Annotated in this window: 15 protein-coding genes; 12 read left to right on the top strand and 3 right to left on the bottom strand. The window is 75.2% G+C overall.

Going from position 1 to position 16,670, the window contains the following annotated elements; all coding sequences use genetic code 11:
• Positions 1–45 precede the first annotated feature (45 nt).
• From D7231_RS17530 to D7231_RS17505, 6 genes are all read left to right on the top strand, one after another.
• The gene (locus D7231_RS17530; protein WP_120756384.1) at positions 46–258 is read left to right on the top strand and encodes an MbtH family protein; all 213 of its coding nucleotides are present in this window, start codon (positions 46–48) and stop codon (positions 256–258) included.
• Positions 259–362: 104 nt separating this feature from the next.
• On the top strand, positions 363–2,279 hold the full coding sequence (locus D7231_RS17525; RefSeq protein ID WP_120756383.1) for an ABC transporter ATP-binding protein: 1,917 nt from the start codon (positions 363–365) through the stop codon (positions 2,277–2,279).
• Positions 2,272–4,014, top strand: coding sequence for an ABC transporter ATP-binding protein (locus D7231_RS17520; protein WP_120756382.1), 1,743 nt, complete (start codon positions 2,272–2,274; stop codon positions 4,012–4,014). The genes D7231_RS17525 and D7231_RS17520 overlap by 8 nt, the downstream gene beginning before the upstream one ends.
• Before the next feature lie 146 nt (positions 4,015–4,160).
• Positions 4,161–4,994, top strand: coding sequence for a siderophore-interacting protein (locus D7231_RS17515; RefSeq protein ID WP_120756381.1), 834 nt, complete (start codon positions 4,161–4,163; stop codon positions 4,992–4,994).
• Positions 4,991–6,115 carry a FecCD family ABC transporter permease gene (locus D7231_RS17510; protein ID WP_120756380.1) on the top strand — a complete coding sequence of 375 codons (1,125 nt, stop codon included), beginning with the start codon at positions 4,991–4,993 and terminating at the stop codon, positions 6,113–6,115. Before D7231_RS17515 ends, D7231_RS17510 begins: the two co-directional genes overlap by 4 nt.
• Positions 6,112–7,239: a FecCD family ABC transporter permease gene (locus D7231_RS17505; protein ID WP_199739392.1), complete on the top strand. Its 1,128-nt coding sequence runs from the start codon at positions 6,112–6,114 to the stop codon at positions 7,237–7,239. Before D7231_RS17510 ends, D7231_RS17505 begins: the two co-directional genes overlap by 4 nt.
• Here D7231_RS17505 and D7231_RS17500 read toward each other — a convergent pair.
• The gene (locus tag D7231_RS17500) at positions 7,191–7,799 is read right to left on the bottom strand and encodes a GNAT family N-acetyltransferase (RefSeq protein WP_120756379.1); all 609 of its coding nucleotides are present in this window, start codon (positions 7,797–7,799) and stop codon (positions 7,191–7,193) included. The genes D7231_RS17505 and D7231_RS17500 overlap by 49 nt on opposite strands.
• A 213-nt stretch (positions 7,800–8,012) precedes the next feature.
• On the opposite strand from D7231_RS17500, the gene D7231_RS17495 reads away from it, so the two are divergent.
• The 4 genes from D7231_RS17495 (at position 8,013) to D7231_RS17480 (ending at position 10,299) form a co-directional block, all read left to right on the top strand.
• On the top strand, positions 8,013–8,198 hold the full coding sequence (locus D7231_RS17495; protein ID WP_120756378.1) for a hypothetical protein: 186 nt from the start codon (positions 8,013–8,015) through the stop codon (positions 8,196–8,198).
• 132 nt (positions 8,199–8,330) lie between these two features.
• Entirely contained in the window at positions 8,331–9,215 is an 885-nt protein-coding gene (locus tag D7231_RS17490; RefSeq protein ID WP_120756377.1) for a DUF2127 domain-containing protein, read from the top strand.
• Entirely contained in the window at positions 9,212–10,021 is an 810-nt protein-coding gene (locus tag D7231_RS17485) for a maleylpyruvate isomerase family mycothiol-dependent enzyme (RefSeq protein ID WP_120756376.1), read from the top strand. Before D7231_RS17490 ends, D7231_RS17485 begins: the two co-directional genes overlap by 4 nt.
• 107 nt (positions 10,022–10,128) lie before the next feature.
• The gene (locus tag D7231_RS17480; protein ID WP_120756375.1) at positions 10,129–10,299 is read left to right on the top strand and encodes a CsbD family protein; all 171 of its coding nucleotides are present in this window, start codon (positions 10,129–10,131) and stop codon (positions 10,297–10,299) included.
• A gap of 91 nt (positions 10,300–10,390) precedes the next feature.
• Here D7231_RS17480 and D7231_RS17475 read toward each other — a convergent pair whose 3' ends face one another.
• Positions 10,391–12,991: a SpoIIE family protein phosphatase gene (locus D7231_RS17475; RefSeq protein ID WP_391474372.1), complete on the bottom strand. Its 2,601-nt coding sequence runs from the start codon at positions 12,989–12,991 to the stop codon at positions 10,391–10,393.
• Positions 12,992–13,364: 373 nt separating this feature from the next.
• Between D7231_RS17475 and D7231_RS17470 the strand changes: the two genes are divergently transcribed.
• Positions 13,365–14,807 (top strand): MFS transporter, encoded by a 1,443-nt coding sequence (locus D7231_RS17470; protein WP_147449754.1) that lies wholly within the window; start codon positions 13,365–13,367, stop codon positions 14,805–14,807.
• On the opposite strand, the gene D7231_RS17465 is transcribed toward D7231_RS17470, so the two are convergent.
• Positions 14,761–15,612 (bottom strand): enoyl-CoA hydratase/isomerase family protein, encoded by an 852-nt coding sequence (locus tag D7231_RS17465; protein WP_147449753.1) that lies wholly within the window; start codon positions 15,610–15,612, stop codon positions 14,761–14,763. The genes D7231_RS17470 and D7231_RS17465 overlap by 47 nt on opposite strands.
• Positions 15,613–15,753: 141 nt before the next feature.
• Between D7231_RS17465 and fabG the strand changes: the two genes are divergently transcribed.
• Complete coding sequence (gene fabG / locus D7231_RS17460; RefSeq protein WP_120756371.1) at positions 15,754–16,575, top strand: 3-oxoacyl-ACP reductase FabG; 822 nt, start codon at positions 15,754–15,756, stop codon at positions 16,573–16,575.
• The last annotated feature ends 95 nt before the right edge of the window (positions 16,576–16,670 follow it).

The following is a 16,670-nucleotide window of genomic DNA, read 5'->3' as shown; positions in this document are numbered from 1 at the left end:
ACCGATCCACTCATCCACTGATCCGCGTAAGAAGGAGCACTCACCATGAGCAACACCACCAACCCCTTCGAGGACAACGACGCCCGCTACTTCGTCCTCGTCAACGCCGAGAACCAGCACTCTCTGTGGCCCGCCTTCGCCGAGGTCCCCGGCGGCTGGACCACCGTCCACGGCGAGGACTCCCTTCAGGGCTGCACCGACTACGTCGACGCCCACTGGACCGACATGCGGCCGGCGAGCCTCGTCGCCCGGTCCTGACCGGACCCCTCCCGAAGACCCGCCGCCGCGGGCCCGGACCGGGCGCCCCGCCCGGTCCGCCCCGCGCGGCCGAGCCGACCTGCTGAGAGCGGATACCTGACGTCGTGAGCACCCAACACGCCAAGCCGGAGCACCATCCCGGCACTGCCGACGAGCCCCCGGGCCCGCCGCCCGCCGAGGACACCCCGGAGGAGGCCGGGGCCGCCGCGGAGGAGACGGAGCCCGGCCCGCGGGACCTCTCGCCCGAGCGGCGCGCCCGGGCCCGCGCCCTGCTGCGCGGCGCCCTGCGGCCGCACTGGGCGACGGTCGGCGCGGCCATGGCCGCCGCCGGCATCCGGCAGGTCGCCTTCCTCGCCGTCCCGTGGTGCATCCAGAAGGCGCTGGACGACGGCGTCACGGCCGAGGACGGCAACGCGCTGCTGGGGTGGGCCGCCGCCGCGCTGGCCGCCGCCGCCGTCCAGTTCGCCGGGCTGTACGGCTGGCAGTACTGGGCCGGCTCCGCCGACGCCAAGGTGGGCGCCGACCTGCGCTCCCGGCTGCTGCGGCACCTGGCCGGCCTGGACCGCGCCGCGCTCGCCTCGCGCGGCCACGGCGACCTGGCCATGCGCGCCGGCCGGGACACCGACCTGGTGCGCGAGTGGGTGCACGGCCTGGCGATCTGGGTCGTGCTCGGCACGACGTTCGTGGGCGTCCTGACCGGCATGGGCGTGCTCGACGTGTCGCTGCTGCTGGTGACGCTGGGCATGCTGCCGTTCCTGGTCTGGGTCAACCTGTACTTCCCGCGCCGCTTCGGCGCGGCCAGCGGCGAGCTGGCCGAGGCGCACGGCGTCCGCGCCGAGGCCGTCGCGGACCTGCTCCAGCTCGGCACCGGCCTGCGCGGCACGGGCGGCCACCGGCCGCTGGTGGACCGGCACGCCGCGGCCAGCGCCACCGTCACCGACCGGACCGTCAAGGCGGCCCGGATCGAGGCCTCCTGGGCGTCCGTCGCGCCCTTCGTGCCGCGCATGGCCGTGGCGATCGGCGTGGGCGTCGGCGGGCTCGCGGTCCTCGACGGCCGGCTGACCGTCGGCGGGCTGGTCGCCTTCACGTCCTGGATGGCGAGCATCACCCTCGCCACCCGGGTCCTCGTCGACCGGCTCCTCGCCCGCGGGCAGGCCGACGTGGCCGCCGCCCGCATCGACGAGGCGCTGTCCATCGAGGCCACCGTCGCCGACCCGGCCGAGCCGGTCGCACTCACCTCCGGCGGCGACCTGGAGCTGACCGGCGTCAGCGCGGTCCGCGACGGCGTCACCGTCCTCGCGCCGCTCGACCTGACCGTCCGGAAGGGCGAGTTCGTCGCCGTGGACGGCGCCACCGGCTCCGGCAAGAGCACACTGCTGCGGCTGCCCGTACGGCTCGACGACCCCGGCACCGGCACCGTCCGCTACGGCGGCACCGACCTGCGCGACGCCGCCCTCGACGACATCCGCGGGCGGATCGCGTACGTCGCCCAGCGGCCGATGCTGCTGTCCGGCACCGTCGCCGAAAACCTGCGGCTCGGCCGCGACCTGCCTGACGAGGCCCTGCACGACGCGTGCCGCACGGCCGGCATCCACGACCAGATCGCCGCGATGCCCGACGGCTACGCCACCGAACTCGGCGAGAGCGGCACGGCCCTGTCGGGCGGTCAGGTGCAGCGGCTGGCCATCGCCCGCGCGCTCCTCGGCGAACCGGAAGTGCTGATCCTGGACGACTCCACTTCCGCCCTGGACACCACCACGGAGCGGGCGGTCCTGGACCGCCTGCGCACGTGGGCAGCGGGCCGCACGATCGTCTTCGCCACGCACCGCACGGCGGTACTGGAAGCGGCCGACCGCGTCGTGACGCTGACGGCCACGGGCCGCGGGGGTGACGCCGGCGAGGCCCCGGGCAAGGGCCTCGACCCGGCAGGCGCCGACGCCGGCCCCGCCGCGTCCGAACCCGCATCCGCGGGCGTACCCGCATCCGTTCCCACCCCCACCCCGGAGGGTCCCCGTGGCTGAGACGGTTCTGCTCAACGAGCAGCCCGACGAGCGGCGCGTGCTGCGGCGGGCCGCCCCGTACTTGCGCCCGCACCGGCGGGCCCTCCTCGTCGCCGTCGTGGTCGGGCTGGCCGACTCCGCCGCGCTCGTGGCCGTCGCCCCGCTGATCGGGCGGGCGACGGACGCGCTGCTCGGCAAGGACCGCGGCGGGCTGCTGTCCGCCGCCGCGGTCCTCGTCCTCCTCGCCGTCCTCCAGCTCGGCCTGGCCCGCGCCGGCGAGCTGCTGCTGGCGAAGGCCGGCGAGAACGTGGTGCGCAGCCTGCGCGAGAAGTGCGTGGAGAACCTGGCGTCGGCGCCGCTGCGGTTCCTGGAGTCGCACCGCAGCGGCGACCTGCTGCGCCGCACGACGGGCGAAGTGGCCGCGCTGGCCTCGTTCGTCCGCATGCACCTGCGCAACCTGGTGTCGGCGACGGCGACGCTCCTCTTCACCCTCGTCGTCCTCTTCGGCTACTCGTGGCAGCTCGCGCTCGTGCAGCTCGCCGTCTTCGTGCCGCTGACGCTGCTGGTGATGCGCTGGTTCCAGCGGTCCGCGCCGCGCGCGTTCGGCGGGAAGGCTGCGGCGGAGGCGACGGTCGCGGCGACGTTCACCGAGACCCTGAACGTACGGGAGGCGCTCCAGAGCGCGCGCGGCCTGCCCGGCTGGCTGCGCCGCTTCGACCGGGAGAACACCGCGGCCGTCGGCGCCGCGCGCCGCGCGATCCGGGTGGAGAACCGCATCGACCTGGTGGGCCTCATCGAGGGGTTCGCGCTGGTCGTGCTGCTGCTGGTGGGCGGCTGGTCCGTCTCGCGCGGGGCGATGGGCGTCGGCACCGTCGTCGTGTTCGTCCTGGCGAGCCGCAACCTCTTCGACTCCTTCTCGGACATCTCGCAGCTCGTCGGCGAAGTGCAGACGGCCCGTACGGGCCTGGCCCGGCTGCTGGACCTGCTGGCGGCCACCGACCGGGCCGCGGCGCAGACCCCCGGAGCGGCCGGGACAGCCGCGGAGCCGCCCCTGCGCGGCGAACTCGTCTGCGAGGACCTCGGCTACTCCTACCGCGACGGTACGGAGGTGCTGCGCGGCGTCTCGCTGACCTTCCCGGTGGGCGACCGCACCGGCGTGGTCGGCGAGACCGGCTCGGGCAAGACGACGCTGTCGAAGCTGCTGTGCGGCCTGTACGCGCCCGACCGCGGCGTGGTGCGGTTCGCGGGCGTCGACCTGCGGGACATCCCGGAGGCGGAGCTGCGCCGGCGCGTCGTCCTGGTGCCGCAGGAGGTCCGCATGGTGACCGGCACGGTGGCGGCGAACCTGGAGCTGGTGCACACCACCCCGGACCGGGCCGCCATGGAACGGGCCGTCGCCGAACTGGGCCTGGAGGACTGGCTCCGTGACCTCGGCGGCCTCGACGCCGAGGTGGGCGTGCGCGGCTCCCGGCTGTCGGCGGGGGAGCGGCAGATCGTCGGGCTGCTGCGGGCCGCGCTCGCCGACCCCGCGGTGCTCGTCCTGGACGAGGCGACCGCGGACATCGACCCGGTGACGGCGGGCCGGCTGGAGCACGCGCTGGACGGGATGCGCGGCGACCGCACGATCGTCGTCGTCGCGCACCGGCCGGCGACCATCGCCCGCCTGCCGCGGGTGATCGCGCTGGACGGCGGCCGGGTGGCCGGAACGACGGCCGACGCAACGATGGCCCGTACAACGATGGTCAATGCATCATGAGTTAGGTTAGGGTTGCCTAAGTTCGGCCCGGGGGGTGTTCTCCGGCCGTACACGTGAAGCCCGGTGGCCCCCGCACGCCCGTGCGCGGGGGCCACCGCAACGCGGTGCCGGTCCCGCGGCACACCCCCGCCAGATTGGGATGATCGATGACCATTGAGACGCTCCCGCCGCGCGTGCGCATCGTCCGCCACCCCCTCAAGTACCGCCTGCTGGAGGTGCGCAGGGTCGACCGCATCACCCCCTCCACGGTCCGGGTGACGCTCGCCGGACCGGCTCTGGAGGGGTTCTGCGAACAGGCGCCCACCGACCACGTGAAGCTCTGCTTCGCCGAGGCCGGCACCGAACTGCCCGTCGAGCCGGTCATCCGCGACGACACCTGGATGGACGCCCCCGTGGAGCCCATCACCCGCGACTACACCGTCCGTCACTACCGCCCCGAAGCGCAGGAGCTGGACGTCGACATGGTCCTGCACGGCGACGGCGTGGGCTCCGCGTGGGCCGCGCGCGCGGAGCCCGGCATGCGGCTCGGCGTCCTCGGCCCGCGCGGCTCCGAGATCCTGCCGATGGTCCACGACTGGTACCTGCTGGCCGCCGAGGAGACCGCCCTGCCCGCGCTCGGCCGCTGGCTGGAGGTGCTGCCCGCCGGCGCCCGCGTCCTCGCCTTCGCCGAAGTGCCCGGCCCCGAGGACGAGCAGCACTTCACCACCGCCGCCGACTGCACCCTGACCTGGCTGCACCGCGGCGACGCCCCGCCCGGCACGAGCGACCTGCTGGAGCGGGCCGTGCGCGCCGCCGAACTGCCCGCCGCCGGGCTCGGCTACGCGTGGATCGCCGGCGAGGCCGGCACCCTCAAGCCCATCCGCCGCTACCTGCGCCGCGAGCTCGGCATGGCCAAGGAGCAGGTCGACATCGACGGCTACTGGAAGCGCGGCGTGGAGAACCACGACCACCACGCGGACGACGAGCACGAGCACGCGTGACCAACACCGCCCCTCCCGCCCGGACCGCCTCTCCCGACACGACCGCCGCTCCGGCCGCGGCGGACGGCCCCCGTCCCGCGCAGCACGCCGCGGGCGAGGGGCCGTCCCCGGCCCGCCGCGCTCAGCACGCGCGGCGGGCCGCCGGGCTGCTCGCCTGCACCGCCCTCGTCGCCGTCCTCGCCGTGCTGAGCATCGGCATCGGCGCCAAGACGATCCCGCCCGGCGACGTCCTGCACGCCCTCCTGCACCACGACCCCGGCAACGACGACTGGATCGTCGTGCGCACCTCCCGGCTGCCGCGCAGCCTCCTGGGCATCGGCGTCGGCATCGCCCTCGGCCTGTCGGGCGCCCTCATGCAGGCCCTCACCCGCAACCCGCTCGCCGACCCCGGCCTGCTCGGCGTCAACGCCGGCGCCGCGGCCGCCGTCGCCGCCGCGACCGCCCTCCTCGACCTCGGCGCCTTCACCTCCTACGTGTGGTGCGCGCTGCTGGGCGCGGCCGTCGCCGCGGCGGCCGTCCACCTCCTGGGCACCCGCGGCCGGTCCCGGGCCACCCCCGTCCGGCTCGCGCTTGCGGGCACGGCCGTCACCGCCGTCCTCACCGCCGTCGTCAACGGCCTGATCCTGCTCGACCCGCTCGCCCTCAACCGCTTCCGGTTCTGGCAGATCGGCACCCTCGGCGCCGCCGACGGCGCCCTCGCCCGCCAAGTGCTGCCGTTCCTCGCCGCCGGCACCCTGCTGGCCGCCCTGCTGGCCCGGCCGCTCAACGCCCTGGCCCTCGGCGACGACACTGCCCGCGCGCTCGGCGCCCACCCGGGCCGTACGCAGTTCGCGACCATGGCGGCGATCACCCTGCTGTGCGGGGCCGCCACCGCGGCCGTCGGCCCGATCGCCTTCGTCGGACTCGCCGTTCCGCACGTGGCCCGCCTGATCGCCGGCCCCGACCAGCGGTGGGTCCTGCCCTACAGCGCCGTCCTTGCGGCGGCCCTGCTGCTCGCCTCCGACATCCTCGGCCGCGTCGTGCTGCGCCCGCAGGAACTGGAGGCCGGCGTCGTCACCGCGTTCCTCGGAGCGCCCCTGTTCATCGCACTCGTCCGCCGCAAGAGGATCAGCGAACTGTGACCAGCCGTACCCCCCTTGCGCGCCCGCGCCCCGGCCGGGCGCGGCGGCCGGGCGGGCCCCCGCGGGCCGCGCGCACGCGCACCCTGCGCCTGGCCCTGCCCGGCCGCCCCGGCCGACCTGCCTTGTCCCTGCGCTGGGACCCGCGCACCGCCGCCGTCTGCGCCGCCCTGCTCCTGGCCGCGGCCGCGACCGGCGTATGGACGCTGACCACCGGCGACTTCCGCATCCCCGTCCCCGACGTGCTGCGCGTCCTCGCCGGAGACGGCAACCCGGCCTATGCGTACATCGTCGAAGAGCTGCGGCTGCCCCGGCTCCTGACGGCCCTTCTGACGGGCGCCGCGCTCGGCCTGTCCGGGGCGCTCTTCCAGAGCGTCGCCCGCAACCCCCTCGGCAGCCCCGACGTCATCGGCTTCACCGTCGGCTCCGCGACCGGCGCCCTCGTCGCCCTCCTCGTGCTGGGCGCGGGGGCCGCCTCGGTCGCCGCCGGGTCCGTCGCCGGCTGCGCGGTCACCAGCGCCGCCGTCTACCTGCTCGCGTGGCGGCGCGGCGCGGCCGCGTTCCGGCTCGTCCTCGTCGGCATCGGGGTGAGCGCCCTGCTCTCCTCGGCCAACGCCTACCTGATCGCCAAGGCGTCGTTCACCGACGCGCAGAGCGCCCAGGTCTGGCTCACCGGCAGCCTCAACGGCCGCGGCTGGCAGCACGTGACGACGATGGCGGCCGCGCTCGCCGTCCTCGCCCCCGCCGCCCTGCTCCTCGGCCGGCCCCTGCGCATGCTGGAGATGGGCGAGGACACGGCGTCGGCGCTGGGCGTACGGACCGAGCGGGCCAAGGCCGGTGCGCTCGTCACGGGCGTGGGGCTCACGGCGCTCGCCACCGCGGTCGCCGGCCCCGTCCCGTTCGTGGCCCTGGTGGCCCCGCAGGTCGCGCGCCGGCTCACCCGCTCCCCGGGCCCGGGCCTCCTGCCGTCCGCCGTGCTCGGCGCCCTGGTGCTCGCCGTCAGCGACATCACCGCGCAGCGGATGCTGGCCCCCACGCAGCTTCCCGTGGGGGTCCTGACCGGCGTTGTCGGAGGCTGCTACCTCGTGTGGGTGCTCGCCCGCCAGTGGCGAGCAGGCCTGGGCTGAGCGGGGGCGCTCCCCTCGGGGAGCGGGGCCCCGGGCAGGGGCCGGGAGAAGACGCGGGAGCCGCGGCCGGGATCCAGGGCCGCCACCCAGGTGCGCGGCGCCCGCGAAGTGCCGGTCTCGCGGAAGCCGCTGCGGAGGAAGGCCTCGCCGTCGCCGGTCGTCGCCGCGAACACCTCGGTCACCGACCGGTCGGAGGCGTGCAGCAGCAGCGCCGTCAGCAGCCGTGACCCGACGCCGCGGCGCTGGCGGCCCTGCCGTACGCAGAAGTTGTGCAGCACGCCCGCCTTGCCGGCGGCGGCCGGCAGCCCGTCGGCGGGGAACGTGCGCAGGGCGACGCAGCCTTCGAGGAGCCCGTCGGCGTCCTCCGCGACGAAGAACTCCGCGAACCCGGCCGCGTACACGTGCGGCGTCCGGCGGCGCAGCGCGCCCGTCCGCATGAAGGGTTCCGACAGGGCGTGGAGCGCGGGGGCGTCGGCGGCGCGTGCCACCCGTACGCCGCCCGGCTCGGGCAGGGCCGGCAGGCCCTCGCGTGTGCGGACCAACAGCGGACCCAGCCTCATAGAGGGCTCCTGATTCTCACGTTCACCTGGGGCGTTCACCCAGTAAAGTGAGGTAAGCCTAACCTAACTAAATCTTGAGCTCGGGGAGGGGCCGACGACCGGCTCAGCAGGGAGTCGGCGGTGGTCCAGCAGGGAGACGGCGGCTGGTTTAACACGGAAAGGTCCGGGCACCCGACGGGTTCCAGCACCTGTGGCAATCAGGAGGACCGCACGATGGACCGGGGAAGCAGCAAGCACGGAGCCAAGCGGGACGACGAGCTGAAGAAGGAGGTGGCGGAGCTGACCCGCTCGGGCCGGCCCACCCGGACCGAGGAGTGGCGCGACGCCGAACCCCTGATGCCCGAGGAGCCGGAGGCGGAGCCCGGCACCGGCGCACCGGCGCGCCGGGAACGCCCGTAGGCGCGGCGGTACAAGGATGCTGAAAACCCTCCCCGAATCCCGGCCGGCTGCGGCCCGACCGGCCATACTCGTGCCCTGAAGCGGCCCGCAGGGCCACGACGGCCGGGCCGGTGTCGGAGGGACGGTGGACGCGTGAGCGACGGGCCGGGACTGACAGCCGCTCCGGGCGCGCGCCCCGAACGCCGCCGCCTCCGCTACGAGCTCGCCGAGTGCGCCCTGCACGGCCACCGCCTCGTCGGCACGGACGCCGCGGCCGTGCGCCCCGCCGACGCCCTGATCGTCCGCGAAGAACCCGGCGGCCCGCGCTGGCACCGCTGCCTGCGCTGCGACGCGTGGCTGCCCCTCCCGCCGCCCGAACGGCCCGGGCGGGAGACGCCCCCCGGCCGCGACGGCATCGAGCTGCCCCTGCGCGGCCGCCCCCTGCGCGACCGCTACGTCCTGCGCCTGATCGCCCTCGACCGGATGCTGCACTGCGCGGTCCTGACCGTCCTCGCCGTCGCCGTCCTCGTCTTCGCCCGCGAGCGGGAACGCCTCAGGGACCCCTTCTACCGCTTCGCCGACGCCCTCCAGACCGGCGTCGGCGGCCCCACCGGCGCCCACGGCCACGGCCTGCTCGGCGACGCCGAACGGGCCTTCGCCGCCCACGGCCGCACCCTGTGGGTCATCGGCGCCGTCCTCGCCGCGTACGCGCTCCTCGAAGGCGTGGAGGCCGTCGGCCTGTGGCGGGCGCGCCGGTGGGCCGAGTACCTCACCTTCGTCGCGACCGCCGTGCTCCTCGTCCCCGAGCTCTACGAACTCACCGGGCACATCAGCGTCCTGAAGGTCCTCACCCTCGCCATCAACCTCGCCGTCGTGGCGTATCTGCTGTACGCGAAGCGCCTGTTCGGGCTGCGCGGCGGCGGCCGGGCCGAGGCCGCCGTCCGCGCCCACGACAGCGGCTGGGAGGCCCTGGAACGGGTCTACCCCGGCCCCGGCGGCGGCAGCGCTCCCGCCCCGGACCGTACCGTGGCCCCATGAGTACCCTCAGCTTCGACCGCTGCTGCGCCGAAGTCACGGCGCAGACCGACCTGTTGAGGTCGCACGCCAAGGGCGCCGGCATGCGGGCCCCCGTGCCCTCCTGCCCCGGCTGGAACCTCGGACAGCTGCTGCGTCACGTCGGCGGCACCCACCGCTGGGCCGAGGAGGTCGTCCGCACCCGGGCCGCCGGGCCCGTCCCCGACGACCTCGTCGGCGACGCCGCCCTCGCCCGCCACACCGACGAGGACGGCGCCTTCCTCGGCACCTGGCTCGCCGAAGGAGCCGAACGGCTCGCCCGGACGCTGCGCGAAGCCGGCCCCGGCGCGCGGGTGTGGACGCCCTCCGAGGAGCGCTCGGCGGCCTTCTGGGCCCGCCGCATGACCCACGAGACGGCCGTCCACCGGGCCGACGCCGCGCTCGCCGCCGGCGCGGACTACCGGCTGGACGAAGAGGTCGCCCTCGACGCCCTCGACGAATGGATGACGTTCGCCTCGTACGCCGAAGCCGCCCGGACCCCGCCGGGCGGCCCCGCACTGCTCGGCCCCGGCCGCACGCTCCACTTCCACGCCACCGGCCCCGCGCCCGGCACGACCGCGGGGGAGTGGCTGGTCGACCTCACCGGCGGCACCGCCCGCTGGAGCCACGCGCACGCGAAGGCCGCCGTCGCCGTGCGCGGCACGCTCACCGACCTCGTGCTGTTCGTCTACCGGCGCCCCACGCCCAGCGGCACCGGCGGCGTCGAGATCCTCGGCGACGAACCCCTCCTCGACCTGTGGCTGGAGCGCTCGGGGTTCTGGCTGAACTGAAGCCGCCGAAGGGGTGCGTCCGGCCCTGCGGTTGCGGGCCCGGGGGACCGGCCGGAGGGTGGAATCCGGCAGAACCCCCTTCATCGCACACACAGGGAGGCCCCGTCATGGGCAAGGCGAAGGCAAAGGCGAAGCAGGTCAAGGGCAAGCTCAAGGAGAGCGCGGGCAGCGCGACCGGCGACAAGCGGATGGAGGCGGAGGGCCGGGCCGAGAAGCTGACGGGCAAGATCCAGGAGTCCGCGGAGAAGGCCAGGAAGAACCTGAGCGGCGGCCGCTGAGCCGCACCTCGCCGGATACACGCCGCCGGGGCCTCCTGCGAGGCCCCGGCGGCGCCGCATGTCCCGCCGGGGCCGGGCTGTTCCCGCCGTCTCACGGCAACGGCTGTTCCGCCCAGATCACCTTGCCCTCCGGCGTGTACCGCGTCCCCCACCGCTCCGCCAGCTGGGCGACGAGGAACAGGCCCCGGCCGCCCTCGTCCTCCGCCGCGGCGTAGCGCAGGTGGGGAGAGGTGCTGCTGCCGTCGGCGACCTCGCAGATCAGGGCGCGGTCGCGCAGCAGGCGGACGCGGACCGGGCCCGAGGCGTGGCGGATGGCGTTGGTGATGAGCTCGCTGAGGATCAGCTCGGTGGTGAACGCGGCCTCGTCCATGCCCCAGTCGGAGAGCTGCTGCGTGACGTCGGCGCGGGCGCGCGAGACCACGGCCGGGTCGGAGGGCAGCTCCCACTCCGCCGACCGGTCGGCGGCGAGGCGGCGGGTCCGGGCGACGAGGAGGGCGATGTCGTCGCGCTGCCGGGCCGGGAGCAGCGCGCTGATCACCGCGTCGCAGGCCTCCTCGGGCGTCCGGCCGGGGTGGGCCAGCGTGTCGCGGAGGATCGCGAGGCCCGCGTCGATGTCCCGCTTGCGGTCCTCGACGAGGCCGTCGGTGTAGAGCACGAGGCTGCTGCCCTCGGCCAGCTCCAGCTCCCCGGCCTCGAAGGGCAGCCCGCCGAGGCCCAGCGGCGGCCCCGCGGGCAGCTCGGGGAACTCGACCGAGCCGTCGGGGTGGACGAGCGCCGGCAGGGGGTGCCCGGCCCGGGCCATGGCGCACACGCCGGTGGCCGGATCGTAGATCGCGTACAGGCACGTGGCGCCCGCGATCGCGGCCTCCTCGTCCGGGCCCGCGGACTCCTGGTCGATGCGGCCGACGAGCTCGTCGAGGTGCCCGAGGAGCTCGTCCGGCGGCAGGTCGAGGGCGGAGAAGTTCTGCACGGCCGTACGGAGCCGGCCCATCGTCGCGGCGGCGTGCAGCCCGTGGCCGACGACGTCGCCGACGACCATGGCGACGCGCGCCCCCGGCAGCGGGATGACGTCGAACCAGTCGCCGCCCACCCCCGCCTGGGCCGGCAGGTAGCGGTAGGCGATGTCGAGGGCGTTCTGCTCGGGCAGGCCGCGCGGCAGCAGGCTGTGCTGGAGCGTGACGGCCATGGCGTGCTCGCGCGTGAAGCGCCGGGCGTTGTCGATGCACACCGCGGCCCGCGCCGCCAGCTCCTCGGCCAGGGACAGGTCGTCCTCCTCGAAGGTGTCGTTGCCCTCGGTCCGCCAGAAGTTGGCGATGCCCATCAGCACGCCGCGCGCCTTGAGCGGCACGGTGATCAGGGAGTGGAAGCCGTAGTCCAGTATTTCCTGCGTCCGCTCGACGTCCTGGGTGCGCCAGCCCGCGGACGCCGAGAGGTCCGGCACGAGGATGGCCTTCCCGCTGACGAAGCCCGTGGCCTGGGGCGTGGGCGCGGCGAAGCGGTGCACCTCGCCCGCCCGGTAGAGCGGGTGGTCGTCGCGGGCGCCGCTGAGCGCCACCCGGCGCAGCTCGGGCGCCTCGCCGCCCACCCCCACCATCCGGGGCTCGTCGCCGCGCAGGACGGGCTCGGCGAGGTCGACGGTGGCGTAGTCGGTGAACCGGGGGGAGGCCACCTGCGTGAGCTCCTCGGCGGTGCGCTGTACGTCGAGCGTCGTGCCGATGGCCACGCTCGCGTCGTACAGCAGCTTGAGCCGTTCGCGCGCCGCCTCGGCCTTTCCCGCCAGCGCACGCAGCTCGGTGGAGTCACGCAGGGTAGCCACGCTGCCGGGCGGCCCGCCCCGGCGGTCCGTGGGCCGGTTGTTCACCGCGATCAGCCGGTCCCCCACGGGCAGCACCTCGTCGTTGGCGACGCGCCGGGACGCCAGCAGCTCCGCCATCCGGGGGTCGAGGCCGAGGCCCGTGACGGGCCGCCCCTCCACGTCCTGCGGCAGGTCCAGGAGCCGGCGCGCCTCGTCATTGGCGAGCAGGACCCGGCCGTCCCCGCCGACGATGACGACGCCCTCGCGCACCGCGTGCAGGACCGCGTCGTGGTGTTCGTACATCCGGGTCATCTCGGACGGGCCGAGGCCGTGCGTCTGGCGCCGCAGCCGCCGGCTGACCAGGGCCGCGCCGCCCGTGGCCAGGGCGAGCGCTGCGCCGCCGGCGGCGAGGACGAGCGGCAGCTGCCGGTCGACGGCGCTGCTCACCGAGCTGACCTTCAGCCCGGACGAGACGAGGCCGACGACGTTGCCGTGGTCGTCCTCCACGGGGACGACGGCCTGCACCTCCTCGCCGAGGGGGCCGTTGACGCTCTCGACGGTGACGTGCCCGGCCTGCGAGGGCGCGATGGTGCCGATGAAGCGCTTGCCGATGAGCTCGGGGCGCGGATGGGTGTAGCGCACGCCCTCCCGGTCGGTGACGACGATGAAGTCGACGCCGGCCTCCTTGCGGGCGGCCTCGGTCAGCGGCTGGAGCACCTTGCTGGGGTCCGGGCCGCGCAGGGTCTCTACCAGGCCGGGGGCGTGGGCGAACGCCTGTGCGGCGGCGAGCGATCGGTCGCGCGCCGCCTGGAACCTGTCACTCCGCGCCTGGAGTACCAGCGTGACCACCGCGGCGACGACGAGCAGCAGAACGATCAGCAGCTGCAGCAGGAACATCTGACCGGCGACACTGCGGCTGCGCACCATCGACCGGAGACGTCCGGCCGACGGCACCCGCGAGCCGTGGTGCGACTGCCCCGGCTCACGCCTGCTGTCTCGGCGCCGACCGGTGAACCTGCGGCCCGAGGGCCCCGAGGAGCGGTCCCGGATTCGGGCCATATCCCATGTCTACCCCGCCCTCTTCCGCCGCGCGAACGGGAAGCCTCCCGCCGTCACCCTCGGTAGCGGCCGGGGGGACCGGAGAGCCGCGGGCGGCGGCGCGCATCTCCTTGTCCGGCCCGGCCGCGGCGGCATACAGTGCCCGGGCTCCACCAGGGGCCGAAATTCCCGGCCTGTGCCCGACGTCGACGTCCCGTTGGTGAGGTCACCCGTGAGCAGCCGGCCGCCGTTGCGCCGCAGGTCCGTCACCGCCGTCACCCTGGCCGGGGCGTTCATGGCCTTCCTCGACGCGACGATCGTCAACATCGCGGTCCCCGACATGGAGACCTCCTTCCCGCACGCCTCCCTGGGCGACCTCTCCTGGGTCCTCAACGGCTACAACATCGCCTTCGCCGCCTTCCTCGTCCCCTTCGGGCGGCTCGCCGACCGCTGGGGCCGCAAGCGCTCCTTCCTGCTCGGCCTCGCCCTGTTCACCGCGGCCTCGGGGCTGTGCGCCCTGGCCGGGAGCGTGCCGGTGCTCGTGGCGGCCCGGGTCGCGCAGGCGACGGGCGGCGCCCTGCTCGTCCCGACGTCGCTCGCGCTGCTCCTGGAGGTCTTCCCCGCCGCCCGCCGGGCCGCCGCCGTCGCCGCGTACGGGGCGGCCTCGGCGGTCGCCGCCGGGATCGGCCCGTCCGTGGGCGGGGTGCTCGTCGCCCTCCGCGGCTGGGAGCTGGTCTTCCTGGTCAACCTGCCGCTGGGCGCCGTGACGGCCGCGGCCGGGTGGCGGGTGCTGACCGAGAGCCGCGAGCCCCGCGGCCTGCCCCTGCCCGACCTGCCCGGGGCCGGCGTCCTCGGCGTCGCCGTCGGCGCCCTGGCCCTCGCCGCGGTCAAGGGCCAGGACTGGGGCTGGGGGTCATGGCCCACGCTCGGCTTCCTGGCGCTCGCCGCCCTGGCGCTGCTCGCCGTCGCCCTGCGCTCCGTACGCCACGCCGCCCCGGTCGTCGACCCGGCCCTGCTACGGCTGCGGTCCTTCTCTGTGGCCAACGCGGCGTCCCTGCTCTTCGCGGTCGCGTTCTTCGCGACCCTGCTGTGCAACGTCCTCTACCTGACCGCGGTGTGGGACTACTCCACGCTGCGGGCGGGCCTCGCCGTCACGCCCGCGCCCATCGCCGCGTCCCTGGTCGCCCTGCCCGCCGAGCGGCTGGCCCGCCGCTACGGGGTCCGGGCGGTCTGCGTCGCCGGGATGCTCGTGTTCGCGGCCGGCGCCTGCCTGTACGGGACGTGGATCGGGCCGCACCCCGACTTCGCCGGCCGGTGGCTGCCCGTCAGCGCGCTCACCGGCATCGGGGCCGGGGCGAGCCTGCCCGGCCTGGGCGCGGCGGCGCTCGCCGACGTGCCCGCGGCCCGGTTCGCGGTGGGCACCGCCGCCAACTCCGCGGCCCGCCAGACCGGCGCCGTGCTCGGGGTCGCCCTGCTGGTCGCGGCCGTCGGCACGCCCGCCCCGGACGCCCTGCGCCACGCCCTCCAGCGGGGCTGGCTCCTCGCCGCCGCGAGCACGGTGCCGGCCGTCCTCCTCACCCTCTGCCTCAGGGGCGGCTCCGGCCGTGCCCCCGCTGCGGAGAAGGAGGTCAGCGCCCCTGGAAGCGCGGCCACTCTCCGTCGAGCAGAGCCGTGACCCCGTGCCGCATGTCCTGCGAGGCCACGCCCTCCGCGAAGTCCTTGCGCTCCAGCTCCAGATGCTCGGCGAGATCCGTCGACAGGCTCCGGTCGAGCAGCCGCTTCGCGCTGCGAACGGCGTGCGGCGCGGCCTCCGCCAGCTCCCGCAGGCGCGCAAGACCCGCCCCGACCAGCTCCTCCGGCTCCACCACCGCACTCACCAGCCCTTCGCGCTGCGCCTGCGCGGCCCGTAGCACCGGCTGCTCCAGCAGCAGCTCCAGCGCGCGCGGATAGCCCACCACCCGGGGCAGGAACCACGCCATGCCCGCGTCGGTGGACGCACCGATCGCCCCGTACGCGAAGTGGAACGACGCGCGCCGCGACGCCAGCCGCAGGTCGCAGGCGAGGGCCAGCGAGAAGCCGGCGCCCGCCGCCTGGCCGTTCACCGCGGCCAGCACCGGGCAGCCGATGGACCGTACGGTGAGCACGACCTCCGAGAGCAGCGACGTCAGACGATCGCCGTAGGCAGCGGCGTCGAAGGAGTCGCTCGACAGGGCCCGGTGGTACGCGCGGACGTCCCCGCCGAGCGAGAACGCCTTCCCGGCGCCGGTGATGAGCACCCCGCGCAGTGCGGTTTGCGCCGCCAACTCGCGCAATGCGGAACGCAGGTCCGCGAGCAGCTCGGCATTCATGGAATTACCCGTAGCCGGGCGGTTCAGGGTGAGCAGGGCGATCCCGTCCCGCGTTTGCACTTGCACGCACGGCGATTCCACTCGTCCCGTACATGTCGAATCCACCGTCTCGGCCGCCGAATTCTCTTCCATGGACGCGAGGTTAGACACGACACCTGTAACCGACAAGCAGTCAAGAACGACTAGTGACTTTCCAAGATCACCGTTCTATGGTCCAGACAGCAGCGACCGCGAGGTCCTGGCGAACAGCGCCGCTCGCTACGGGGGAAATGCATGTCGCGCAACGCTCAGTCCTGTCCGGATTCACCGACCGAGCACCACCCCGCCTCCCGCCCCGGCGGATCGGCCCTGGTGACAGGGGCCTCCCGCGGCATCGGCGCCGCGATCGCCCGCGCCCTGGCCGCCGACGGCTGGCCGGTCACCCTCTGCTACCGGCAGGACGAGGCGGCGGCCAAGGAGGTCGTGGCGGCGATCGAGCAGGCGGGCGGCACGGCCCTGGCCGTCCGCGCCGACGTCACCGACCCCGCGGCCGTCGAAGCGCTGTTCACGGCCGCCGAGGCCCGCCACGGCCCGGTCCTCGTCCTCGTCAACAACGCGGGCATCCGCGCTGACCAGGTCTTCGCGGCCATGGAGGAGTCCGACTGGCAGCCGGTGCTCGACACCAACCTCGGAGCCGTCTACCGCACCACGCGCCGGGCCCTGCCCGGCATGGCGCAGGCCCGCTTCGGGCGCATCGTCAACATCGGCTCCGTGCTCGGCCGGCAGTCCCTGCCCGGCGTGGCCAACTACGCCGCCGCCAAAGCCGGGCTCGAAGGGCTCACCCGGTCCGTCGCGATCGAGACCGCACGGCGCGGCATCACCGTGAACGCCGTCGCACCCGGCCTCGTCGACACCGGGCTCGTCCGCGACGTCGAGTTCCTCAGACGCTCCGCGCGCACCGCGATCCCCCTGCGGAGGGCGGCCCACCCCGATGAAATCGCGGCCTGCGTCCGCTTCCTGGCCTCGCCCGAGGCCGGATACGTGACCGGCACCATCCTGACGGTCGACGGCGGGCTCTCCGCGGCGGCGTTCGTCCCGCAGCCGCCCCACGGCTGATTCCTCTGTTCCGCTACTTTCCGTTCCCTGCCGTTTCCTTCCCGTCACCGATTTTCCCCACCCCATTTCCCTAACGCCCGTGCGTATACATGCCC

This window comes from Streptomyces klenkii, assembly GCF_003626645.1.
Taxonomy (GTDB): Bacteria; Actinomycetota; Actinomycetes; order Streptomycetales; family Streptomycetaceae; genus Streptomyces; species Streptomyces klenkii.
The sequence above is the reverse complement of the archived record's forward strand: the minus strand, read 5'-3'. Positions and strand labels throughout refer to the sequence as shown.